This window comes from Actinoplanes rectilineatus, from assembly GCF_000962825.1.
In the GTDB taxonomy this organism is placed as follows: Bacteria; Actinomycetota; Actinomycetes; order Mycobacteriales; family Micromonosporaceae; genus Actinoplanes; species Actinoplanes rectilineatus.
This window is the reverse complement of record NZ_JZKF01000024.1, coordinates 43,765-60,459: the sequence shown is the minus strand read 5'-3', so window position 1 is coordinate 60,459 and position 16,695 is coordinate 43,765. Positions and strand designations below refer to the sequence as shown.

Below are 16,695 nucleotides of genomic sequence, written 5' to 3'. Positions count from 1 at the left end.
GTACGACATAAGATCCGACAGGTGGAAAACTCCTGCCTCTTCTGTCGCATCGTGGCCGGTGAGATACCGGCGACCGTCGTACACCGCACCGAGACCACCCTCGCCTTCCGGGACATCGACCCGAAGGCGCCGACCCACGTGCTGGTGATCCCGGTCGCCCATCACGCCGACGTGACCGCACTCGCCGCCGACCCGGCCGCCGCCGCGGACGTGCTGGCCACCGCCGCCGCGGTCGCCGAGAGCGAGGGCCTCACCGAGGGCTTCCGGGTGATCTTCAACACCGGTGGTCACGGCGGCCAGGAGGTCTTCCACGTCCACGCGCACGTCGTCGGTGGCGCCCCGCTGGGCCCGATGCTGGCCGCCAGGTGAGCACGCCCACCGGACGCTACGAACGCGCCGCACGCCGGGCCCAGGCCGAGGGGCGCATCCCGGCACTCTCCGTGGCCCTGCACCGCCCCGACCGGGAACCGTGGGTGTTCACCGTCGGTGACTCCGGCAACCCGGACCACCCGCTCGGTGCCGACAGCCGGTTCCGGATCGGATCGGTCACCAAGACCCTCACCGCGGTGCTCGTCATGCAGGCCCGCGACGAGGGGCTGCTCGACCTGGACCAGCCGGTCTCGGCCTACCTCGACGTGCCCGCGCACGGTGACGCCACCCTGCGCCGGCTGCTGTCGCACACCTCCGGGTTCCAGCGGGAGCCGCACGGTGACGTCTGGGACACCCTGATCACCCCGGACGCGACGCGGCTGATCGCCGAACTGGACCGGGCCGAGCGGGTGCTGCCCAACGCGCGCCGCTTCCACTACTCCAACCTGGGACTCGCCGTGCTCGGGCGGATCGTGGCCGAGGTGCGTGGCGGCACCTGGGCGGAGATCCTCGCCGAGCGCATCCTCGCCCCGCTCGGGCTGCTCTCCACCACGGTCGAGCGGCCGGCCGAGGCGGTCACCGGGTACCTGGTCGACGCCTACTCCGACGCCGCCCGGCCGGAACCTCCGGTCGACCTCGGCGGTGTCGGACCGGCCGCGCAGGTGTGGAGCACCGCCGGCGACATGGCCCGCTGGTCGGCGTTCCTGGCTACTCCGGAGTCGAGCGACCCGGACGGCCGGGTACTCGCCGCCGCCAGCCTCGACGAGATGCGCTGGCCGCTGACCACCACCGACGAGACGCTGTGGGGTGCCGGGTTCGGTCTCGGCCTGATCCTGGTCCCGGACGGCAAGCGCGTGGTGCACGTCGGCCACGACGGGGCGATGCCCGGATTCCTGGCCGGCGTCTACGGCCGGCGTGGCGGGGAGGGCAACCCGGGTGCGCTGGGCTGCGCCGTCCTCGGGTCCTCCGGCACCGCGGGGCAGACCAACGAGCTGGTCCACGAGCTGCTGCGGCTGGCCGTCGAGGCCGATCCCGCGGACATCCACCCGTGGCGTCCGGCGCCGCCCGCGCCGAAGTCCTACCGTTCGGTGCTGGGCCGCTGGTGGAGCGAGGGCAGCGAGTTCGTCTTCGCCTGGCACGACGGCGCGCTGCAGGCCCGTGCGGCGGAGGCGCCCGCGGACCGGCCGCCGGCGGTGTTCCGGCCCACCCCGGAGCGGGCCGACGTGCTGCGTACGGTCTCCGGACGGGAGGCGGGCGAGCTGCTGCGGCTGACCCGTGACGAGTCCGGGGCGGTGGTCCGGATGCACTGGGCGACGTACCGGTTCACCCGTCTGCAGGAGGGCTTCGACGGCGGTCCGGCGTCGTCCGGCCCCGAGCCCGCCTGACGGCGTCCTCTCCCGGGTACGCGCAGAGCCCCGTCCCGTTCGGCGCGGACGGGACGCCGAGCGCGCCCGGGGAGGGCCACGGTGGTGTGGGGTTGCGGCGAAGCGGGCGGGTGATCTCCCCCGGGCGGCCGATAATGGCATCGGCGAGCGGACGGGGGAGCGGATAGGATGGCACGATCCTTGAGCACGCCGCCCCGCCTGAGCCACAGGACCCAGCCCCCGGGACGACGCAGAGAACGAGAGCAGGTGGCGGAGGCCCGCTGGGCCGCCCTATGACCGGTACGCCGAATTCTTCCAGCACGGGCTCGTCCGGCCCGGTGCGGGCGCAGACCAAGATCTCGGTGAGCGACCCGAAGATCATGGTGAACCTGCTCGGCGCCAAGGACGAGATCCTCCGCCTCGTCGAGCGCAGTCTCGACAGCGACGTGCACGTCCGTGGCAACGAGATCACCATCACCGGGGAACCGGCCGACAACGCCATCGCCGAACGCCTCTTCGCCGAGCTGATCGAGCTCATCGAGAAGGGCGAGACGCTCACCGTCGACGCCGTCCGCCGGACCCTGGCGATGCTCGAGGCCAACACCTCCGAGCGTCCCGCCGAGGTGCTCACCCTCAACATCCTGTCCCGGCGCGGGCGCACCATCCGGCCCAAGACGCTGGGCCAGAAGCGTTACGTCGACGCCATCGACGCCAACACCATCGTCTTCGGCATCGGCCCGGCGGGTACCGGTAAGACGTACCTCGCCATGGCCAAGGCCGTGCAGGCGCTGCAGGCCAAGCAGATCAGCCGGATCATCCTGACCCGGCCGGCGGTCGAGGCGGGCGAGCGTCTGGGCTTCCTGCCCGGCACGCTCACCGAGAAGATCGACCCCTATCTGCGGCCGCTCTACGACGCCCTGCACGACATGCTCGACCCGGAGAGCATCCCGCGCCTGATGGCGGCCGGCACGATCGAGGTCGCGCCGCTCGCCTACATGCGCGGGCGCACGCTCAACGACGCGTTCATCATTCTCGACGAGGCGCAGAACACCACGCCCGAGCAGATGAAGATGTTCCTGACCCGTCTCGGCTTCAACTCGAGCATCGTGGTCACCGGCGACGTCACCCAGGTCGACCTGCCCGGCGGCACCACCAGCGGCCTCAAGGTCGTGCGGGAGATCCTGCGCGACGTGGAGGACGTGCACTTCGCGGAGCTGTCCAGCTCCGACGTGGTGCGGCACCGCCTGGTCGCCGAGATCGTCGACGCCTACGCGCGGTTCGACGCCGAGCAGGAACAACAGGCAGCACAATCCGTCCACGCCGTGCCGGGCCGGGCCGCCAGTGGTGGCCGGCCGGGTCGACGGCGCTAGTACAAGGGGTAATCGCACCACTATGTCCATCGAGATCGCCAACGAGTCGGGAGTCGAGGTCGACACCGACGCGATCCTCGCGGTTGCCCGGCACGCCCTGGACGAGATGGGGGTCAACCCGCTCGCCGAGCTGTCGATCCTGCTCGTCGACATCGACTACATGGCCGAGCTGAACCACCGGTGGATGGGCAGCGACGGTCCGACCGACGTGCTCGCCTTCCCGATGGACGAGGGCAGCGTCGACCACGGTCCGGGCGAGTCCGGTGCCGGTGAGCCGGCGCTGCTCGGCGACATCGTGCTCTCGCCCGAGGTCGCCGCGAAGCAGGCGGCGGTGGCCGGGCACTCGGCCGCCGACGAGATGCACCTGCTCACCGTGCACGGCGCTCTGCACCTGCTCGGCTACGACCACGCTGAGCCGGACGAGGAGCGGGAGATGTTCGCCCTGCAGAACAAGCTGCTGCAGAGCTGGCGCGCCGGTCGTAAGGCCGGCTGAGCGCCGTGGAGCCCGCCCAACCTCTGGCAGCGTCCGCCGTCTCGGCGGGCCTGCCGGATGTGCAGTTGATCGTCGTCGCGGTCGTGTTGGTGTTCCTGGCCGGACTCGCGTCGATGACGGACGCCGCGCTGGCGACCGTCTCGCACGCCCGGGCGACGGAGTTGGACAAGGAGGGGCAGCGGGGCGCGGGAGCACTGGCCGCGGTCGTCTCCGACGTGGTCCGCTACGTCAACCTGCTGCTGCTTCTGCGCCTGCTGTTCGAGCTGACCGCGACCACCATGGTGGCGCTGGTCGCGGTGGACAGCTGGGGCGTGGGCTGGCGTGCCGCGCTGGTCACCGCCGGCGCGATGACGCTCGTCAGTTTCGTGGTGGTCGGTGTCGCCCCGCGGACCGTCGGCCGGCAGCACGCGTACGCGGTGGGCCGGGCGACCGCGCCACTGGTCCGCTGGCTGGGCAAGGTCCTCAACCCGCTGGCCAAGCTGCTGATCCTGATCGGCAACGCGGTGACGCCCGGCAAGGGCTTCCCGGAGGGGCCGTTCGGCAGCCAGGTCGAGCTGCGGGAGCTGGTCGACCTGGCCGAGCAGCGCGGCGTGGTGGAGCACGGCGAACGCGAGATGATCCACTCGGTGTTCGCGCTCAGCGACACGATCGCCCGTGAGGTGATGGTGCCGCGGACCGAGATGGTGTGGATCGAGGCGTCGAAGACGCTGCAACAGGCGCTCTTCCTGTTCCTGCGGTCCGGGTTCTCCCGGATCCCGGTGATCGGCGAGAGCGTCGACGACGTGCTGGGCGTGCTCTACCTCAAGGACGTCATCCGGCGGACCCAGAACGGGGATCCGGCGGCGGCCGCGCAGGCGGTGGCCGACGCGATGCGCCCGGCGACCTTCGTGCCCGAGTCGAAACCGGTCGACGACCTGCTCTCCGAGATGCAGGCCGCCCGCAACCACCTGGTGATCGTGGTCGACGAGTACGGTGGCACGGCCGGCCTGGTCACCATCGAGGACATCCTCGAGGAGATCGTCGGCGAGATCACCGACGAGTACGACGTCGAACGCCCGCCGATCGAGCACCTCGACGACGGCGCGGTGCGGGTGACCGCACGGCTGCCGATCGAGGACCTGGGCGACGTGTTCGGCGTGGAGCTGCCGGCCGACGAGGTGGAGACCGTCGGCGGCCTGCTCGCACAGACCCTGGGCCGGGTGCCGATCCCCGGTGCCACGGTCGAGGTCGAGGGCCTGCACCTGACCGCCGAGGGCACCACCGGCCGGCGGAACAGGATCGACTCGGTGCTGGTGCGCCGGGTCATGCCGGAGCCGCCCCGCGGCCCGGCCGATGAGAACGTTGCCGAGAATGAGGAAAGACAACCCGCCGATGCCTGACCAGACCTTTGCCGCCGCGACCGTACCGAGCGCGGACGGCGCCGTGCTGAGCGCCGAGGACGCCAAACTGGTGACCTTGGCGCGCAGCTCCCGGGCCCGGGTGGGCTCGGTCGAGGGCGCCGCGGTCCGTGACCAGGACGGCCGCACCTACGCGGCGGCGACCGTGGCCCTGCCGCACCTGGCGGTCACCGCGCTGCAGTTGGCGGTGGCGCAGGCCGCCGCGTCCGGCGCGACCCGGCTGGAGGCGGCCGCGGTGGTGACCGAGGCGTCGACGCTCGACGGCGGTGGGCACGCGGCGGTGCGTGACCTGGCGGCCGACGCGCCGATCCACGTGGCGGGCCCGGACGGTTCGCTGCTGGGCACGGTCACCCAGTGACGGGCCGGGAGCCGGGTAAGAACGGCGAGCAGAAGAAGCGTCAGACCGGCAGCCGTCAGGCCGGTGCCGCCCGCCAGGGCGGTGAGCGTCAGAACGGCGAGCGCCAGTCCGGCGGCAAGCAGAAGCACACCATCCGGAGCCTGACCGCGGATCCGCAGACGGGCACCCGCAAGGGCGGCGACCGTCAGAGCGGCACCGGCCGTCCGGGCGCGGGCCGTCCGAGCGGCGAGGGCCAGGCCGGCGGGGAACGCCGTCTGACGGCCGGCGAACGCAACGAGAAGCTGCGCCAGGAACGGCGGGCGGCGAAGCGGGCCGCCGATCAGGGCGATCAGCAGCAGCGCCCGCGCAAGCCGCGGACCCGCCCCGGCGCCACGGCTGATCGTCATGGCACCACGGGGGCCGGACAGCCGGGGACTGCTCGGGGACGTGCTGGTGCTTCTGAGTCAGGTGTGGCGCGTACCCCTGAGGGATCCTCCGGTGAGGAGAGGCGTGGCGCGCCGCAGCAGCGGGTGCACCGGCACAAGGCCGCGTCTGCCCAGAAACGCGGTGAGGGTGACTACCGCGCGGGTTTCGCCTGTTTCGTCGGGCGGCCGAACGCCGGCAAGTCGACGCTGACCAACGCGATCGTGGGTCAGAAGATCGCGATCACCTCGAACAAGCCGCAGACCACCCGACACGTCATCCGGGGCATCCTGCACCGCCCCGATTCGCAGCTGGTGCTGGTCGACACGCCGGGTCTGCACCGTCCGCGGACGCTGCTCGGCGAGCGCCTCAACGACCTGGTCCGCGAGACGTGGAGCGAGGTCGACGTGATCGGGGTGTGCTTCCCGGCGGACGAGCCGATCGGGCGTGGTGACCGGTTCATCTCGACCGAGATCAGTGCGCTGAAGGCCACGGTGATCGCCGTGGTGACGAAGGTCGACCTGGTCAGCCCGGCGGTGCTGGCCGAGCGGCTGCTCGCGGTCGCGGAGCTCTACGACTTCGCGGAGATCATCCCGGTCAGCGCGGTCTCCGGGCACCAGGTGGAGAACCTGACCGACGTGATGATCGGTCATCTGCCGCCGTCGCCGCAGCTCTATCCGGACGACGTGCTGACCGACGAGCCGGAGCAGGTGCTGATCGGCGAGCTGATCCGCGAGGCGGCGCTGGAGGGCGTCCGCGACGAGCTGCCGCACTCGATCGCCGTGATCGTCGAGGAGATGCTGGTCGAGGGCAAGCTCACCAAGATCTACGCCGACGTGTACGTGGAACGGGACAGCCAGAAGTCGATCGTGATCGGCAGTCGAGGTGCGCGCCTCAAGGAGGTCGGTTCCCGGGCCCGGGGTGAGATCGAGGAGCTTCTGGGTACCAAGGTTTACCTGGATCTTCATGTCCGGGTGGCCAAGGAGTGGCAGAGGGATCCGAAGCAGCTGCGTAAGCTCGGCTTTTAGATCGAGGTATGGATATTCGCTGACTATGGGATAGTTCACCGTGGTTTGCACTTTTCTGCATATCACGGGTAACACCTGTGGCCATGCGGAACCGGTACCTGGACCTCCTGCGCGCCGTGGCCACCGTTCGGGTGGTGGTGTACCACCTGACCGGATGGGCTGCGCTGACCATCGTCTTCCCGGCGATGTCGGTGATGTTCGCGCTGGCCGGCTCGCTGATGGCGAACTCTCTGGACCGGTTCGGGGCGTGGGCGGTGGAACGCCGCCTGCGCCGCCTGCTGCCCTCGCTCTGGGTGATCGGCGTGATCGCGGTGACCGCGATGCTGGCCACCGGCCGGCCGTGGGACACCCGGATGCTGCTCTGGGGGTTCCCGCTGGCCGACGCGACCGCGCACGGCTGGTGGGCGCAGGCGCTGAACCACACCTGGTACCTGCGCGACTTCCTCTGGTTCGTGCTGCTGTCGCCGCTGGCGCTACCGGTCTTCCGCAGGTTCCCGCTCGCCTCGGTCGTCACGCCCTACCTGGCGCTGATCGTGCTTACCCTCAGCGAGATCGAGATCCCGGCGGTCGCCTTCCACATGGCGTTCTACGGCGGGGCGTGGATGCTCGGCTTCGCCCACCACGACGGGCACCTGAACCGCCTCGGCCGTAAGAAGATCTTCCTGCTGGCCGGGGCACTCGCGGTGCCGGCCGCGATCTGGGTGCTCACCCACCCCGGGCCGCGGGGGTACGACCTCAACGACATCCCGCTCGGCAACGCCCTCTGGTCGGCCGCCTTCATCCTGATCGCGCTCGGCATCACGCCGCCGATGGTCAAGGAACGCCGTGTGCTGACCGTGCTGAACGCCCGGGCGCTGACGATCTATCTCTGGCACATTCCGATCATCGTGACGGTCGTGCAGTTCGGCGAACGGCACCATCTGCCCGGCGGCAACGCCGGACTCCTCTGGCGCAGCGCCGTCGTGCTCACGCTGCTGGCCCTGGTCACGCTGGCGGTCGGCTGGATCGAGGACCTGGCCGCCGGGAGGCGTCCCGCGCTGGTGCCGGGGCGCCGGCCGCCGGTCCCGGTGTCGCCGGCGCCCGGCGCCTCACCGAGCAGCGACCGTGATGTCGCCGTCGCTCGTTCGTAGGTTCAGCGTGTTCGTGGCCTTCGGGTCGTCGACCAGGTCCTCCACCCGGGCCTCGCCGCTGCCGGACTGCGCGCTGACCCGGTAGGCGCCCCGCGGCACGACCAGCTCGAGGTCGCCGTTGGCGAGGGTGGCGGTCACCGACGACGGCCCGGCCAGGTTGAGGTTGATGTCGCCCGAGGTGACGCGCGCGGTCACCGGCCCGGTCATGCCGACCGCGGTGATGTCGCCGGAGGTGGCCTCCAGGGTCATCTCGCCGCCGCCGAGCACGCTGATGTCGCCGGAGGTCGACCGGACCGACACGGCACCGGTCACGTCCTCCACCATCACGTCGCCCGAGGTCAGCTTCACGTCGACCGGGCCGACCCGGGTCAGGGCCACGTCGCCGGACCGCAGCTCGCCGCGGACCTTCACCCCGGGCGGGGCCTCGATGTCGTAGGAGACGCTGCAGCGGGAACCACAGTCGGTGGTCAGGGTCAGGACCCCGTCCGTCAGGGTGTAGGAGGAGCCCGGAGCGGTCCCGCCCTGGACCACCCGCTGGATCCGGGTGCCGGTCCCGGTGCCGGCCCGGACCAGTACGTCCCCGCTGCCGCCGGCCAGCACGATGTCGGTGACCTTGGCCGTCTCGGTGTCGTCGAAGGTCATCCGCGCGCCCACCGCCCGGTCGCAGCCGGTCAGGGCCACGACGGCGGCGGTCGCGGTGGTGAGGAGCAGAGCGGCACGTCGGGTCATGCCCTGACGCTATTTCCGGGAACCCCGGGGCACCACCGGACCCGCCCCGGAGCCGACCCTGAGATCCGGGTCAGGGTATGTCGTAGGCACCGGGCACAATGGCGGGGTGCCAGCCGCCGGATACCGCCGACAGCTCTACCGCGACGACGCGGTGGTGCTGCGTGTGCAGAAACTCGGCGAGAGCGACCGGATCGTCACCCTGCTGACCCGCCGGCACGGCCGGTTGCGCGCGGTGGCCCGGGGCGTGCGCCGCACCAACTCCCGTTTCGGTGCCCGGCTCGAGCCGTTCGGGCACATCGACCTGCAGCTGGCCGGTTCCCCCGAGGGGGTGGGCAGCTCGCTGCACTCGGTCAGTCAGGTCGAGGCGGTCGCGCTCTACGGCAAGAACCTGCTCGGCGACTACCCGCGATACACCGCCGCCAGCGCGATCTGCGAGACCGCCGAGCGACTCACCCCGGTCGAGCGGGAGCCCGCGCTGCGGCTGTTCCAGCTGACCCTCGGCGCGGTCAAGGCGCTGTCGTCCGGTGAGCACGCCGGCACCCTGGTGCTCGACGCCTACCTGCTGCGCGCCATGGCGTTCGCCGGCTGGGCACCGGCGGTCGCCGAGTGCGCGGTCTGTGGCACCCCCGGGCAGCACGCCGCCTTCGCCGTCCCGGCCGGCGGTTCGGTCTGCCCGGACTGCCGGCCACCCGGCGCGGCCCACCCCAGCCCTGCCACACTCGGCTTGATGAGCGCCCTCACCTCCGGCGACTGGACCGTCGCCGACGCCTCCGAGGCCGAGGTGCGCCGGGAGTGCAGCGGCCTGGTCGCCGCCCACCTGCAATGGCACATGGAACGAGCGCTGCGATCGCTGCCGCTCGTCGATCGACGGGAGTTGAACCCTTGAGCCCGCGTCCGCCCACCCCGCACATCTCCGGTGCCCAGCCGCCCAAGCTGCCCGCCGCGGCGATCCCGAAACACGTGGCGATCGTCATGGACGGCAACGGCCGCTGGGCCAAGGACCGGGGACTCTCCCGCACCAAGGGGCATGAGCAGGGCGAACACAGCCTGTTCGACACCATCGAGGGTGCCATCGAGCTCGGGATCCCCTATCTCTCGGCCTACGCGTTCTCCACCGAGAACTGGAAGCGTTCGCCCGAGGAGGTGCGCTTCCTGATGGGCTTCAACCGCGACGTCATCCGCCGTCGCCGCGACCAGCTGGTCGACCTGGGCGTGCGGGTGGTCTGGTCCGGCCGGTCCGGTCGCCTGTGGAAGAGCGTCATCTCCGAGCTGCAGACCGCCGAGGAGATGAGCAAGGGCAACAAGACGCTCACCCTGCAGTTCTGCGTCAACTACGGCGGCCAGGCGGAGATCGCCGACGCGACGGCGGCCATCGCCCGCGACGTGGCGGCCGGCAAGCTCAAGGCCGACAAGGTCAACGAGAAGACCATCGCCAAATACCTGTACCACCCCGAGGTGCCGGAGGTGGACATGTTCCTGCGGCCCTCCGGCGAGCAGCGCACGTCGAACTTCCTGCTCTGGCAGTCGGCCTATGCGGAGATGGTCTACCTGGACACCCTCTGGCCCGATTTCGACCGTCGCCATCTCTGGTATGCCTGCGAGCTCTACGCGCAGCGCGACCGGCGTTTCGGCGGAGCGCTGCCCAACCCGGTGAGTCCGACATAAAAGATTAAAACCGATGTCGTAGCGGGGTGGTGGGTGCGGACCGTCGCTCCCGCCGAGGGCCCGGCGACTCCCGCTGGCCGCTGCGCGTCCAACCCGCGAGAGCCACCGGGCGGCCTGCGTGAGTGGTGGCGCCCCTCAAGGTTTACGGCCGACGGCGGCCCACACGTTGATGTCGGAGCGGTCCGGGATCAGGGTGCCCGGGTCGGGACGCCACTCACTGGCCGGCACGACCCCCGGATCGACCAGCTCGAGACCGGCGAACAGGTCGGCGAACTCGTCCCGGGACCGGGTCCAGACGTCGGATCTCCCCTGCTCGACCAGCTGCTGATAGAGCGCCTGCTGCTCGGGCGTGCCGAAATCCGAGGTGGCGTGCGTGGCCACCAGGAAACTGCCCGGCGGCAGCGCGTCCAGCAGCCGGCCGACGACCGGTTTCGCCGCGCCGGGACCGTGCAGGAAATGCAGGACCGCGATCAGCATCAGGCCGACCGGCTGCGACAGGTCGAGGGTCTCGCGCAGCGTGTCGTGCGCGAGGATCGCCGCCGGGTCCCTCAGGTCGGCCTCGAGGTATGCCGTCCGGCCCTCGGCACTGCTCGTCAGCAGGTTTTCGGCCATCGAGGTGACCATCGGGTCGTTGTCGACATAGACGATCCGGCTGTCCGGGGCGTGCCGCTGCGCCACCTCGTGCGTGTTGTCGGCGGTCGGCAGGCCGGTGCCGATGTCCAGGAACTGCCGGATCCCGGCCTCGGCGGCCAGGAACCGGGTGGCCCGCTGCAGCAGCGCCCGGTTTGCCAGCGCTCCGACCCGGACCTTGGGGAAGAGCCGCTCCAGCTCGTCGCCGGAAGCGCGGTCGGCGGCGAAGTTGTCGGTGCCGCCGAGCCAGTAGTTGTAGCGGCGCGCGGGATGTGCCGTCTCTGCGTCCACGGCATCCACATTAGATGTTCGAGAGCGCCCTGACTGCCCTCTCGGTGTCGCTGAGGTCGGGCAGGACGACATGCGCGCCGGCCGCCACCAGATCGGCGGCCGCGGTCGCACCGGTCGCCACGCCGATCGCGACCGCGTCGTTGGCCAGGGCCGCCTCGATGTCGCGCACGGTGTCGCCGATGACGACCGGGTGGAAGTCCTCGCCGTACTTGGCGCGGGCCCGCTCCAGGCTGCGCCGCACCAGGGTGGCGCGCAGGCTGTCGTCGGTGCCGTAGCCGCCCACCTCCGCGTCGAACGAGCCGGTCAGCCCGAACGCCGCGACCTTCGCCGCCGCGACCTGCGGGACGTTGCCGGTGACCAGGGTCTGCACCACGGCCGGGTCGTCACCGAGCCGGGTCAGCACCTCGCGGACCCCGGGCATCAGGGTGCCCTGCTCGGCGAACTCGTGCCGGTTGTCGTGCACGATCGCGACGTAACGGTCGAAGAACCGCTCCGGCGTGCAGTCGGTCACCCCGTGGGTGGCGAAGACCTCGGCGCAGATGTCCAGATCGGTGCGCCCGCCGAAGATCGGCGTCGCCCGCCAGTCCAAACCGGTGATCTCGGTGAACGCGGCGATCCAGGACCGGGCGGCGACCCCGCCACCGCGCAGCAGCGTGTAGTCGATGTCCCACATCACCAGGCGCCTCATGAGTCGCCCAGGACCCGCTCGATGTGCGCGACCTTCGCGGTGAGGGCGTCGGTGACGCCGGGGCGGACGTCGGCCTTCAGCGAGAGGCTGACCCGCGGCGCGACCGCGGCGACGGCGTCGACGGCCTGCTTGACGACCGCCATCACCTCGTCCCACTCGCCCTCGATCGTGGTGAACATGGCGTCGGTGCGGTTCGGCAGCCCGGACGCGCGAACGACCCGGACCGCCTCGGCGACGGCGTCCCCGACGGAGTCGCCCGCGCCGATCGGCGTGACGGAGAAAGCGATGAGCATGCCGTCATTCTTCCCGGTGATCCCGCTTGAGTCGATCAATGTACGGATCTAACGTGTGCATGCGACCAGATACATGGAGCTAGTCGCAAGGGACTAGTCACGTCCCGCTTTTCGTCTAGATTGGGGAGGGCTCGACACGTGGGAGATGTGATGACGGAACTACGGGTCAACGTGGAGGTCGAGGCGCTCAAAGCCGCGGCGAAGATCCTTGGAACGGAGGGCGATCCGGAGGCCACCATCAATGCCGCGCTGCGCGAGGTCATTGCTGTGCGCCGCAGAGTCGAGGCATTCGAGCGGTTGGCGGAAATGGGCGACGCCGGCGAGTTCGACGCCCTCGCCGACAAGAAGAACTACCGCCCGCGATGATCAGGTATCTCATCGACACGAGCGCGTTCTTTCGGCTGCTGCGTAATCCCGAGCTGCAGGAGAGGTGGCGAGGCCCCATCGAGTCCGGTTCGATGGCGATCTGCCCGTTGACCGAGCTGGAGATCTACCATTCCGCGCAAACCCCCGAGCAGCGCGCGAGATGGAAGGAGGTGCTCGAGGAGAGCTACTGCTGGGTTGTCATCACCGACCGGGTGTTCGATCGGGCTCCAGAGATCCAGGAAGGGCTCTTCAACATTGGCGCGCATCGCTCCGCCGGGCCCGTTGATCTGGTGGTCGCGGCGGTGGCCGAAGACCACCGGATGACGCTTCTGCACTACGACAACGACTTCACGCAGGTGGCTAAGGTCACCGGGCAGCCGACCCGATGGGTGGCGGCCCCCGGGTCGGTCAACTGAGGCGCCGCCTGCCTCCCCGCGTCAGAGGAGGTAGGTGGCGATCAGCTGGCTCAGCTGGCGGATGTCGACGTTGCGCTTGAACTCGAGGCGCACGTTGCCGAGACCGCTGAACCACAGGTCCAGCTCCGAGTCGCGGTCGAAGCTGCCCGCGGTCTCCACCGAGAAGGCCTGGATCTTGTTGTACGGCAGGGTGGTGAAGTCCGTCTTCGAGCCGGTGATGCCCTGCACGTTGGCGGCGATCAGGCGCTTGTCGGTGAAGACGACGAAGTCGCGGACCGTCTTGAAGGTGAAGACGACCCGCTCGCCCGGCACGAGGAACGGGGCGATCTGGGAGTGCACCTCCTGCGGGTCGCACGGGTTGAGCTTGAACACGGAGTCGGTCTTGAAGTCGATCACGCAAACCACGGTAGCCGGAGCGGGCCAGCGGTCACGCCTTCCGCAGCAGGGCGGCGACCTCGGTGGCGAGGTCGGTGGTGGCCTCGATCTCGGCTTTGCGGATGGAGACGCTCTCGATGTTGAAGCCGTACGGGACGCCCAGGTGGTCGCAGAAGTCGATCAGGTCGCGGGCGATGGCGACGCACTGCCGGTAGGACTCGGCCAGCGGGTCGGGGGAGTGTTCGATCGAGTTCTGCAGCCAGCGCGGGATGTCGACGCCGAGCCAGCGGACGAACTCGAGGGTCTTCAGTGAGCCGCAGAGCGACAGCGTGAAGATGATCGTGCGCGGGGTGACGCCGCGGCGGCGGCACTCGTAGAAGTAGTCGGAGACCAGGTTCTTCGTCTCGTTGACGTGGTAGACGACCTGGGAGACGAAGAACGACGCGCCGCGTTCCTGTTTGGTGAGCATGCGCAGGTGTTCGTCGGCGCGTTCGCTGATCGCCACGGCGCCCAGCGGCAGGTCCGGCCGGACTTCGGCGCGCAACTCCTGGGCCCGTCGCAGGCCGGTGTGCACGTCCTTGCCGCCGGAGGAGGCGCCGACGAAGACGCCGAGGACCTCCGGGCCGGCGGAGGCCATCCAGTTGCGGAGTTCGTCCTCCGGGTATTTGCCGACGCAGCGGTAGATGATCACCGGCTTGTCCCAGCCGCCCAGGTGGTCGGTCAGGTAGCGGGCCGGGTCCAGGGTCGGCAGGTACGGGAACGGGCGCTCGTCCGGGTTGCGGTCGGATTCGTCGTCGATGTCGTACAGGATCAGGCCGTCGAGGTCGAGGCCGCCCAGCCGGTCGAGGGTGACCGTGGCGATCTCCTTGATTCTCTCCGCGGTGGCGCTGCGGCGGGGCGGGGTGATGCTGAAGAGCAGCACGCCGCCGCGTGCCTCGGCGAGTGATGTGTGCAGAGTGGGACGCGACGACATCCCCTCAGCCTAGGGAACCCGTGATCAGTGGGCGGCGTGGCAGGGAGTCGCATCCCGCCTTTCGAACGGGACCATCCCGCCACCGGTGGCGGGCGTGACGGTCGGCACCACTCGGGCGGCGAACGGTCAACTGATGACCGGCTGGAAGAACCCGGTGAGCACGGCGACGGTCAGGATCAGGGCGGCCAGTCCGGCCGCGCCGGCCAGCAGGGCGGTGTCCGCGCCCGTGAATCGCTGCAGGCGGGCATGGGTGCGGGGTGTCCGCGCGTCGAACCCCCGGGAATCCATCGCCACCGACAGCCGGACACCGCGCCGCAGCGCCCCGACCAGCAGCGCGAACGCGGTCGACGCGAACAGCCGCAGCCGGGCCACCGGGTTGCGCCCGGCGTCCACCCCGCGGGCGCGGCGGGCCAGGGCCAGCGCCCGCCACTCCTGCCCGAGCAGCGGCAGGAGCCGGAACGCGGCGAGCGCCCCGATCGCGAAACGGGCCGGGGCCTTGGCGTTCTGCACCAGCGCGTCGGCCAGGTCGGTGGGGTCGGTGGTGGCGAACACGATGATCCCGGGCAGCGCCACCGCGAAGATCCGCAGGATCAGGGCGGTGGCGGTGGTGAGTACGCCGGTGGTGATCTGTATCGGTCCGAGGGCCAGCAGTAGGGTGCCGCTGCGGTCGGCCGCGAACAGCACCATGGAGACCAGGATCCCGGCGGCGGCGAGCAGCAGCGGGGCGAGACGGCGGGCCAGCACCCGCATCCGGACGCCGAAGGCCGGCAGCAGGGCCAGTTCCACCAGCAGGGCGGCGGCCGGCGTGACCGGATCCACCGTGGAGATCAGCGGCAGCGAGAAGAGCAGCGCGGCGCCCAGTTTGGCGACCGGGTTGCGGCGGGCCAGCGGGGCGGCCGGGTCGGCGACCGGGGCGGGAGCGAGGATCACGGCCGCGATCTCCGGGGGAGTGGTTGCGGGTCGGGCGCGCCGAGCGGGAAGGTGCGATCAGCGAGGGTACGCACGAAGTCCTCGTCGTGGGTGACCGCGACGATAGCGTGCCCCTCGTCCCTGAGCCCCGCGAACAGTCCGATCAGTTCCCGCCACGTCCGCCGGTCCTGGCCGAATGTCGGCTCGTCCAGCACCAGCAGCCGCGGGGCGGTGGCCAGCGCCGTCGCCACGCTCAGCCGCCGCGCCTCGCCGCCGGAGAGGGTGAACGGGTTGGCGTCGGCCAGCCGGGTCAGGCGCAGACGGTCCAGCAGGTCGTCCACGATCCGCCGGATCTCCGCCGGGGACCGGCCGAGCCGTCGCGGGCCGAGGGCCAGTTCGTCGGCCACCCGGCCGGTGACGAACTGGTGTTCCGGGTTCTGGAAGACCGATCCGATCCGCCCGGCCAGGGTGGCGGCCCGCCATCGGTGCGGGGGCCGGTGGTCGCCGGTGACCCGGACCTGCCCCGTGTCCGGGGCGGTCAGCCCGCCGAGCACCAGGGCCAGGGTCGACTTGCCGACGCCGTTGGGGCCGGTCACGGCGAGGACCTCGCCGTCGCGGACGGTCAGCGAGACGGGGTCCAGCCGGCCGGTGACGGCGGCGCTCGTCACGCGTACGACATCGGTTGTCGGGGTTGAGGTGGCCTTGACCGGCGGAATGCTGAAGCCGGGCACCCAGACCCCTTCCGCCGCCAGCCGGTCGCCGTAGGCGGTGAAGACCACGTCGGGGGAGCCGTCGGCGCGCACGCCACCGCCGGGCTCCAGGACCACCACCCGGTCGACGAGTTCCAGTGCCTCGGCGACCCGGTGTTCCACGACGATCAGGGTGGTGTCGGCGCCGGTCGCGCGGGCCACCGCGTCGCGGATCAGCGTGGCGCCCGGCGGGTCGAGGTTGGCGGTGGGCTCGTCCAGCAGCAGAAGCCCGGGCCGCAGCGCCAGGACCCCGGCGAGAGCCAGGCGTTGCGCCTCACCGCCGGAGAGGGCCGCGGTCGGGCGATTGATCGGGTACGGGAAACCGACCCGGTCCAGTGCGTCGCTGACCCGTGGCCAGATCTCCGCGGCCGGCACACCCCGGTTCTCGAGACCGAAGGCCACGTCGTCCCCGCTGCGGGCCATCACCAGCTGGGTCTGCGGGTCCTGGAACACGATCCCGGTCCGGTCCCGGGCCTTGCGCGGCTCGAGGCCGTCGATCTCGATCGTGCCCTCGGCCTCGCCGGAGTCCTCGGGCAGCAGGCCGGCCAGCGCGGCGAGCAGGGTGCTCTTGCCGGCCCCGGAGGGACCCAGCAGCAGCACCCGCTCGCCGTGCCGGATGTGCAGGTCGAGGCCGCGGACCGCCCAGGCGCGGCGCCCGGCGTGCCGCCACCCGAAGTCACGGATCCGAACCTCGGACATG

The 16,695-nt window shown here is 71.0% G+C and carries 20 protein-coding genes; 12 read left to right on the top strand and 8 right to left on the bottom strand.

Annotated elements, in window-relative coordinates; translation table 11 throughout:
- Positions 1-21 precede the first annotated feature (21 nt).
- The 8 genes from WH85_RS19720 (at position 22) to WH85_RS19685 (ending at position 7,911) form a co-directional block, all read left to right on the top strand.
- Complete coding sequence (locus tag WH85_RS19720) at positions 22-369, top strand: HIT domain-containing protein (protein ID WP_045743382.1); 348 nt, start codon at positions 22-24, stop codon at positions 367-369.
- Positions 366-1,754 (top strand): serine hydrolase domain-containing protein, encoded by a 1,389-nt coding sequence (locus WH85_RS19715; RefSeq protein WP_045743381.1) that lies wholly within the window; start codon positions 366-368, stop codon positions 1,752-1,754. Before WH85_RS19720 ends, WH85_RS19715 begins: the two co-directional genes overlap by 4 nt.
- 272 nt (positions 1,755-2,026) lie before the next feature.
- Positions 2,027-3,103 (top strand): PhoH family protein, encoded by a 1,077-nt coding sequence (locus WH85_RS19710; protein ID WP_045743380.1) that lies wholly within the window; start codon positions 2,027-2,029, stop codon positions 3,101-3,103.
- A 22-nt stretch (positions 3,104-3,125) separates the two neighbouring features.
- Positions 3,126-3,596, top strand: a complete 471-nt coding sequence (gene ybeY / locus WH85_RS19705; RefSeq protein ID WP_045743379.1) for an rRNA maturation RNase YbeY — start codon at positions 3,126-3,128, stop codon at positions 3,594-3,596.
- Positions 3,597-3,601: 5 nt separating this feature from the next.
- A complete protein-coding gene (locus WH85_RS19700; RefSeq protein WP_045743378.1) occupies positions 3,602-4,975 on the top strand; it encodes a hemolysin family protein in 1,374 nt (457 codons plus the stop codon).
- Positions 4,968-5,351 carry a hypothetical protein gene (locus tag WH85_RS19695; protein ID WP_045743377.1) on the top strand — a complete coding sequence of 128 codons (384 nt, stop codon included), beginning with the start codon at positions 4,968-4,970 and terminating at the stop codon, positions 5,349-5,351. Before WH85_RS19700 ends, WH85_RS19695 begins: the two co-directional genes overlap by 8 nt.
- Positions 5,352-5,860: 509 nt before the next feature.
- Positions 5,861-6,781, top strand: coding sequence for a GTPase Era (era, locus tag WH85_RS19690; protein WP_045743437.1), 921 nt, complete (start codon positions 5,861-5,863; stop codon positions 6,779-6,781).
- 83 nt (positions 6,782-6,864) lie between these two features.
- Entirely contained in the window at positions 6,865-7,911 is a 1,047-nt protein-coding gene (locus WH85_RS19685) for an acyltransferase family protein (RefSeq protein ID WP_045743376.1), read from the top strand.
- Here WH85_RS19685 and WH85_RS19680 read toward each other — a convergent pair.
- Positions 7,870-8,640 carry a DUF4097 family beta strand repeat-containing protein gene (locus tag WH85_RS19680; RefSeq protein ID WP_052720553.1) on the bottom strand — a complete coding sequence of 257 codons (771 nt, stop codon included), beginning with the start codon at positions 8,638-8,640 and terminating at the stop codon, positions 7,870-7,872. The genes WH85_RS19685 and WH85_RS19680 overlap by 42 nt on opposite strands.
- Positions 8,641-8,746: 106 nt before the next feature.
- Between WH85_RS19680 and recO the strand changes: the two genes are divergently transcribed.
- On the top strand, positions 8,747-9,526 hold the full coding sequence (recO, locus tag WH85_RS19675; protein WP_045743375.1) for a DNA repair protein RecO: 780 nt from the start codon (positions 8,747-8,749) through the stop codon (positions 9,524-9,526).
- The gene (locus tag WH85_RS19670; RefSeq protein ID WP_045743374.1) at positions 9,523-10,305 is read left to right on the top strand and encodes an isoprenyl transferase; all 783 of its coding nucleotides are present in this window, start codon (positions 9,523-9,525) and stop codon (positions 10,303-10,305) included. The genes recO and WH85_RS19670 overlap by 4 nt, the downstream gene beginning before the upstream one ends.
- A gap of 135 nt (positions 10,306-10,440) precedes the next feature.
- Here the strand turns inward: WH85_RS19670 and WH85_RS19665 are convergent, their stop codons facing one another.
- From WH85_RS19665 to WH85_RS19655, 3 genes are read right to left on the bottom strand one after another with little or no spacing between them, the layout of a single operon-like run.
- Complete coding sequence (locus tag WH85_RS19665; RefSeq protein WP_245674012.1) at positions 10,441-11,226, bottom strand: SAM-dependent methyltransferase; 786 nt, start codon at positions 11,224-11,226, stop codon at positions 10,441-10,443.
- A 10-nt stretch (positions 11,227-11,236) separates the two neighbouring features.
- Positions 11,237-11,914: an HAD family hydrolase gene (locus tag WH85_RS19660; protein WP_045743372.1), complete on the bottom strand. Its 678-nt coding sequence runs from the start codon at positions 11,912-11,914 to the stop codon at positions 11,237-11,239.
- Positions 11,911-12,207, bottom strand: coding sequence for an MTH1187 family thiamine-binding protein (locus tag WH85_RS19655; protein ID WP_045743371.1), 297 nt, complete (start codon positions 12,205-12,207; stop codon positions 11,911-11,913). Before WH85_RS19655 ends, WH85_RS19660 begins: the two co-directional genes overlap by 4 nt.
- 150 nt (positions 12,208-12,357) lie before the next feature.
- Between WH85_RS19655 and WH85_RS19650 the strand changes: the two genes are divergently transcribed.
- Together WH85_RS19650 and WH85_RS19645 are read left to right on the top strand one after the other, a co-directional pair.
- Positions 12,358-12,573, top strand: coding sequence for a hypothetical protein (locus WH85_RS19650; RefSeq protein ID WP_045743370.1), 216 nt, complete (start codon positions 12,358-12,360; stop codon positions 12,571-12,573).
- Positions 12,570-12,989 (top strand): PIN domain nuclease, encoded by a 420-nt coding sequence (locus tag WH85_RS19645; protein ID WP_045743369.1) that lies wholly within the window; start codon positions 12,570-12,572, stop codon positions 12,987-12,989. Before WH85_RS19650 ends, WH85_RS19645 begins: the two co-directional genes overlap by 4 nt.
- 21 nt (positions 12,990-13,010) lie before the next feature.
- Here WH85_RS19645 and WH85_RS19640 read toward each other — a convergent pair whose 3' ends face one another.
- The 4 genes from WH85_RS19640 to WH85_RS19625 form a co-directional block, all read right to left on the bottom strand.
- A complete protein-coding gene (locus WH85_RS19640; protein ID WP_045743368.1) occupies positions 13,011-13,385 on the bottom strand; it encodes a PH domain-containing protein in 375 nt (124 codons plus the stop codon).
- Positions 13,386-13,416: 31 nt separating this feature from the next.
- Positions 13,417-14,337, bottom strand: coding sequence for a methylenetetrahydrofolate reductase (locus tag WH85_RS19635; RefSeq protein ID WP_045743367.1), 921 nt, complete (start codon positions 14,335-14,337; stop codon positions 13,417-13,419).
- 126 nt (positions 14,338-14,463) lie between these two features.
- Positions 14,464-15,267 carry an energy-coupling factor transporter transmembrane component T family protein gene (locus WH85_RS19630; RefSeq protein ID WP_425394654.1) on the bottom strand — a complete coding sequence of 268 codons (804 nt, stop codon included), beginning with the start codon at positions 15,265-15,267 and terminating at the stop codon, positions 14,464-14,466.
- Positions 15,264-16,694: an ABC transporter ATP-binding protein gene (locus WH85_RS19625; protein ID WP_045743366.1), complete on the bottom strand. Its 1,431-nt coding sequence runs from the start codon at positions 16,692-16,694 to the stop codon at positions 15,264-15,266. Before WH85_RS19625 ends, WH85_RS19630 begins: the two co-directional genes overlap by 4 nt.
- Position 16,695: the final 1 nt, after the last annotated feature.

Excerpts from the sequence above, each read along its gene's own strand:
- WH85_RS19710 (WP_045743380.1), top strand. The coding sequence starts at position 2,027 with ATGACCGGTACGCCGAATTCTTCCAGCACGGGCTCGTCCGGCCCGGTG.
- ybeY (WP_045743379.1), top strand. The coding sequence starts at position 3,126 with ATGTCCATCGAGATCGCCAACGAGTCGGGAGTCGAGGTCGACACCGAC.
- WH85_RS19695 (WP_045743377.1), top strand. The coding sequence starts at position 4,968 with ATGCCTGACCAGACCTTTGCCGCCGCGACCGTACCGAGCGCGGACGGC.
- WH85_RS19685 (WP_045743376.1), top strand. The coding sequence starts at position 6,865 with ATGCGGAACCGGTACCTGGACCTCCTGCGCGCCGTGGCCACCGTTCGG.
- WH85_RS19680 (WP_052720553.1), bottom strand. The coding sequence starts at position 8,640 with ATGACCCGACGTGCCGCTCTGCTCCTCACCACCGCGACCGCCGCCGTC.
- WH85_RS19660 (WP_045743372.1), bottom strand. The coding sequence starts at position 11,914 with ATGAGGCGCCTGGTGATGTGGGACATCGACTACACGCTGCTGCGCGGT.
- WH85_RS19655 (WP_045743371.1), bottom strand. The coding sequence starts at position 12,207 with ATGCTCATCGCTTTCTCCGTCACGCCGATCGGCGCGGGCGACTCCGTC.
- WH85_RS19650 (WP_045743370.1), top strand. The coding sequence starts at position 12,358 with ATGACGGAACTACGGGTCAACGTGGAGGTCGAGGCGCTCAAAGCCGCG.
- WH85_RS19645 (WP_045743369.1), top strand. The coding sequence starts at position 12,570 with ATGATCAGGTATCTCATCGACACGAGCGCGTTCTTTCGGCTGCTGCGT.
- WH85_RS19635 (WP_045743367.1), bottom strand. The coding sequence starts at position 14,337 with ATGTCGTCGCGTCCCACTCTGCACACATCACTCGCCGAGGCACGCGGC.
- WH85_RS19625 (WP_045743366.1), bottom strand. The coding sequence starts at position 16,694 with ATGTCCGAGGTTCGGATCCGTGACTTCGGGTGGCGGCACGCCGGGCGC.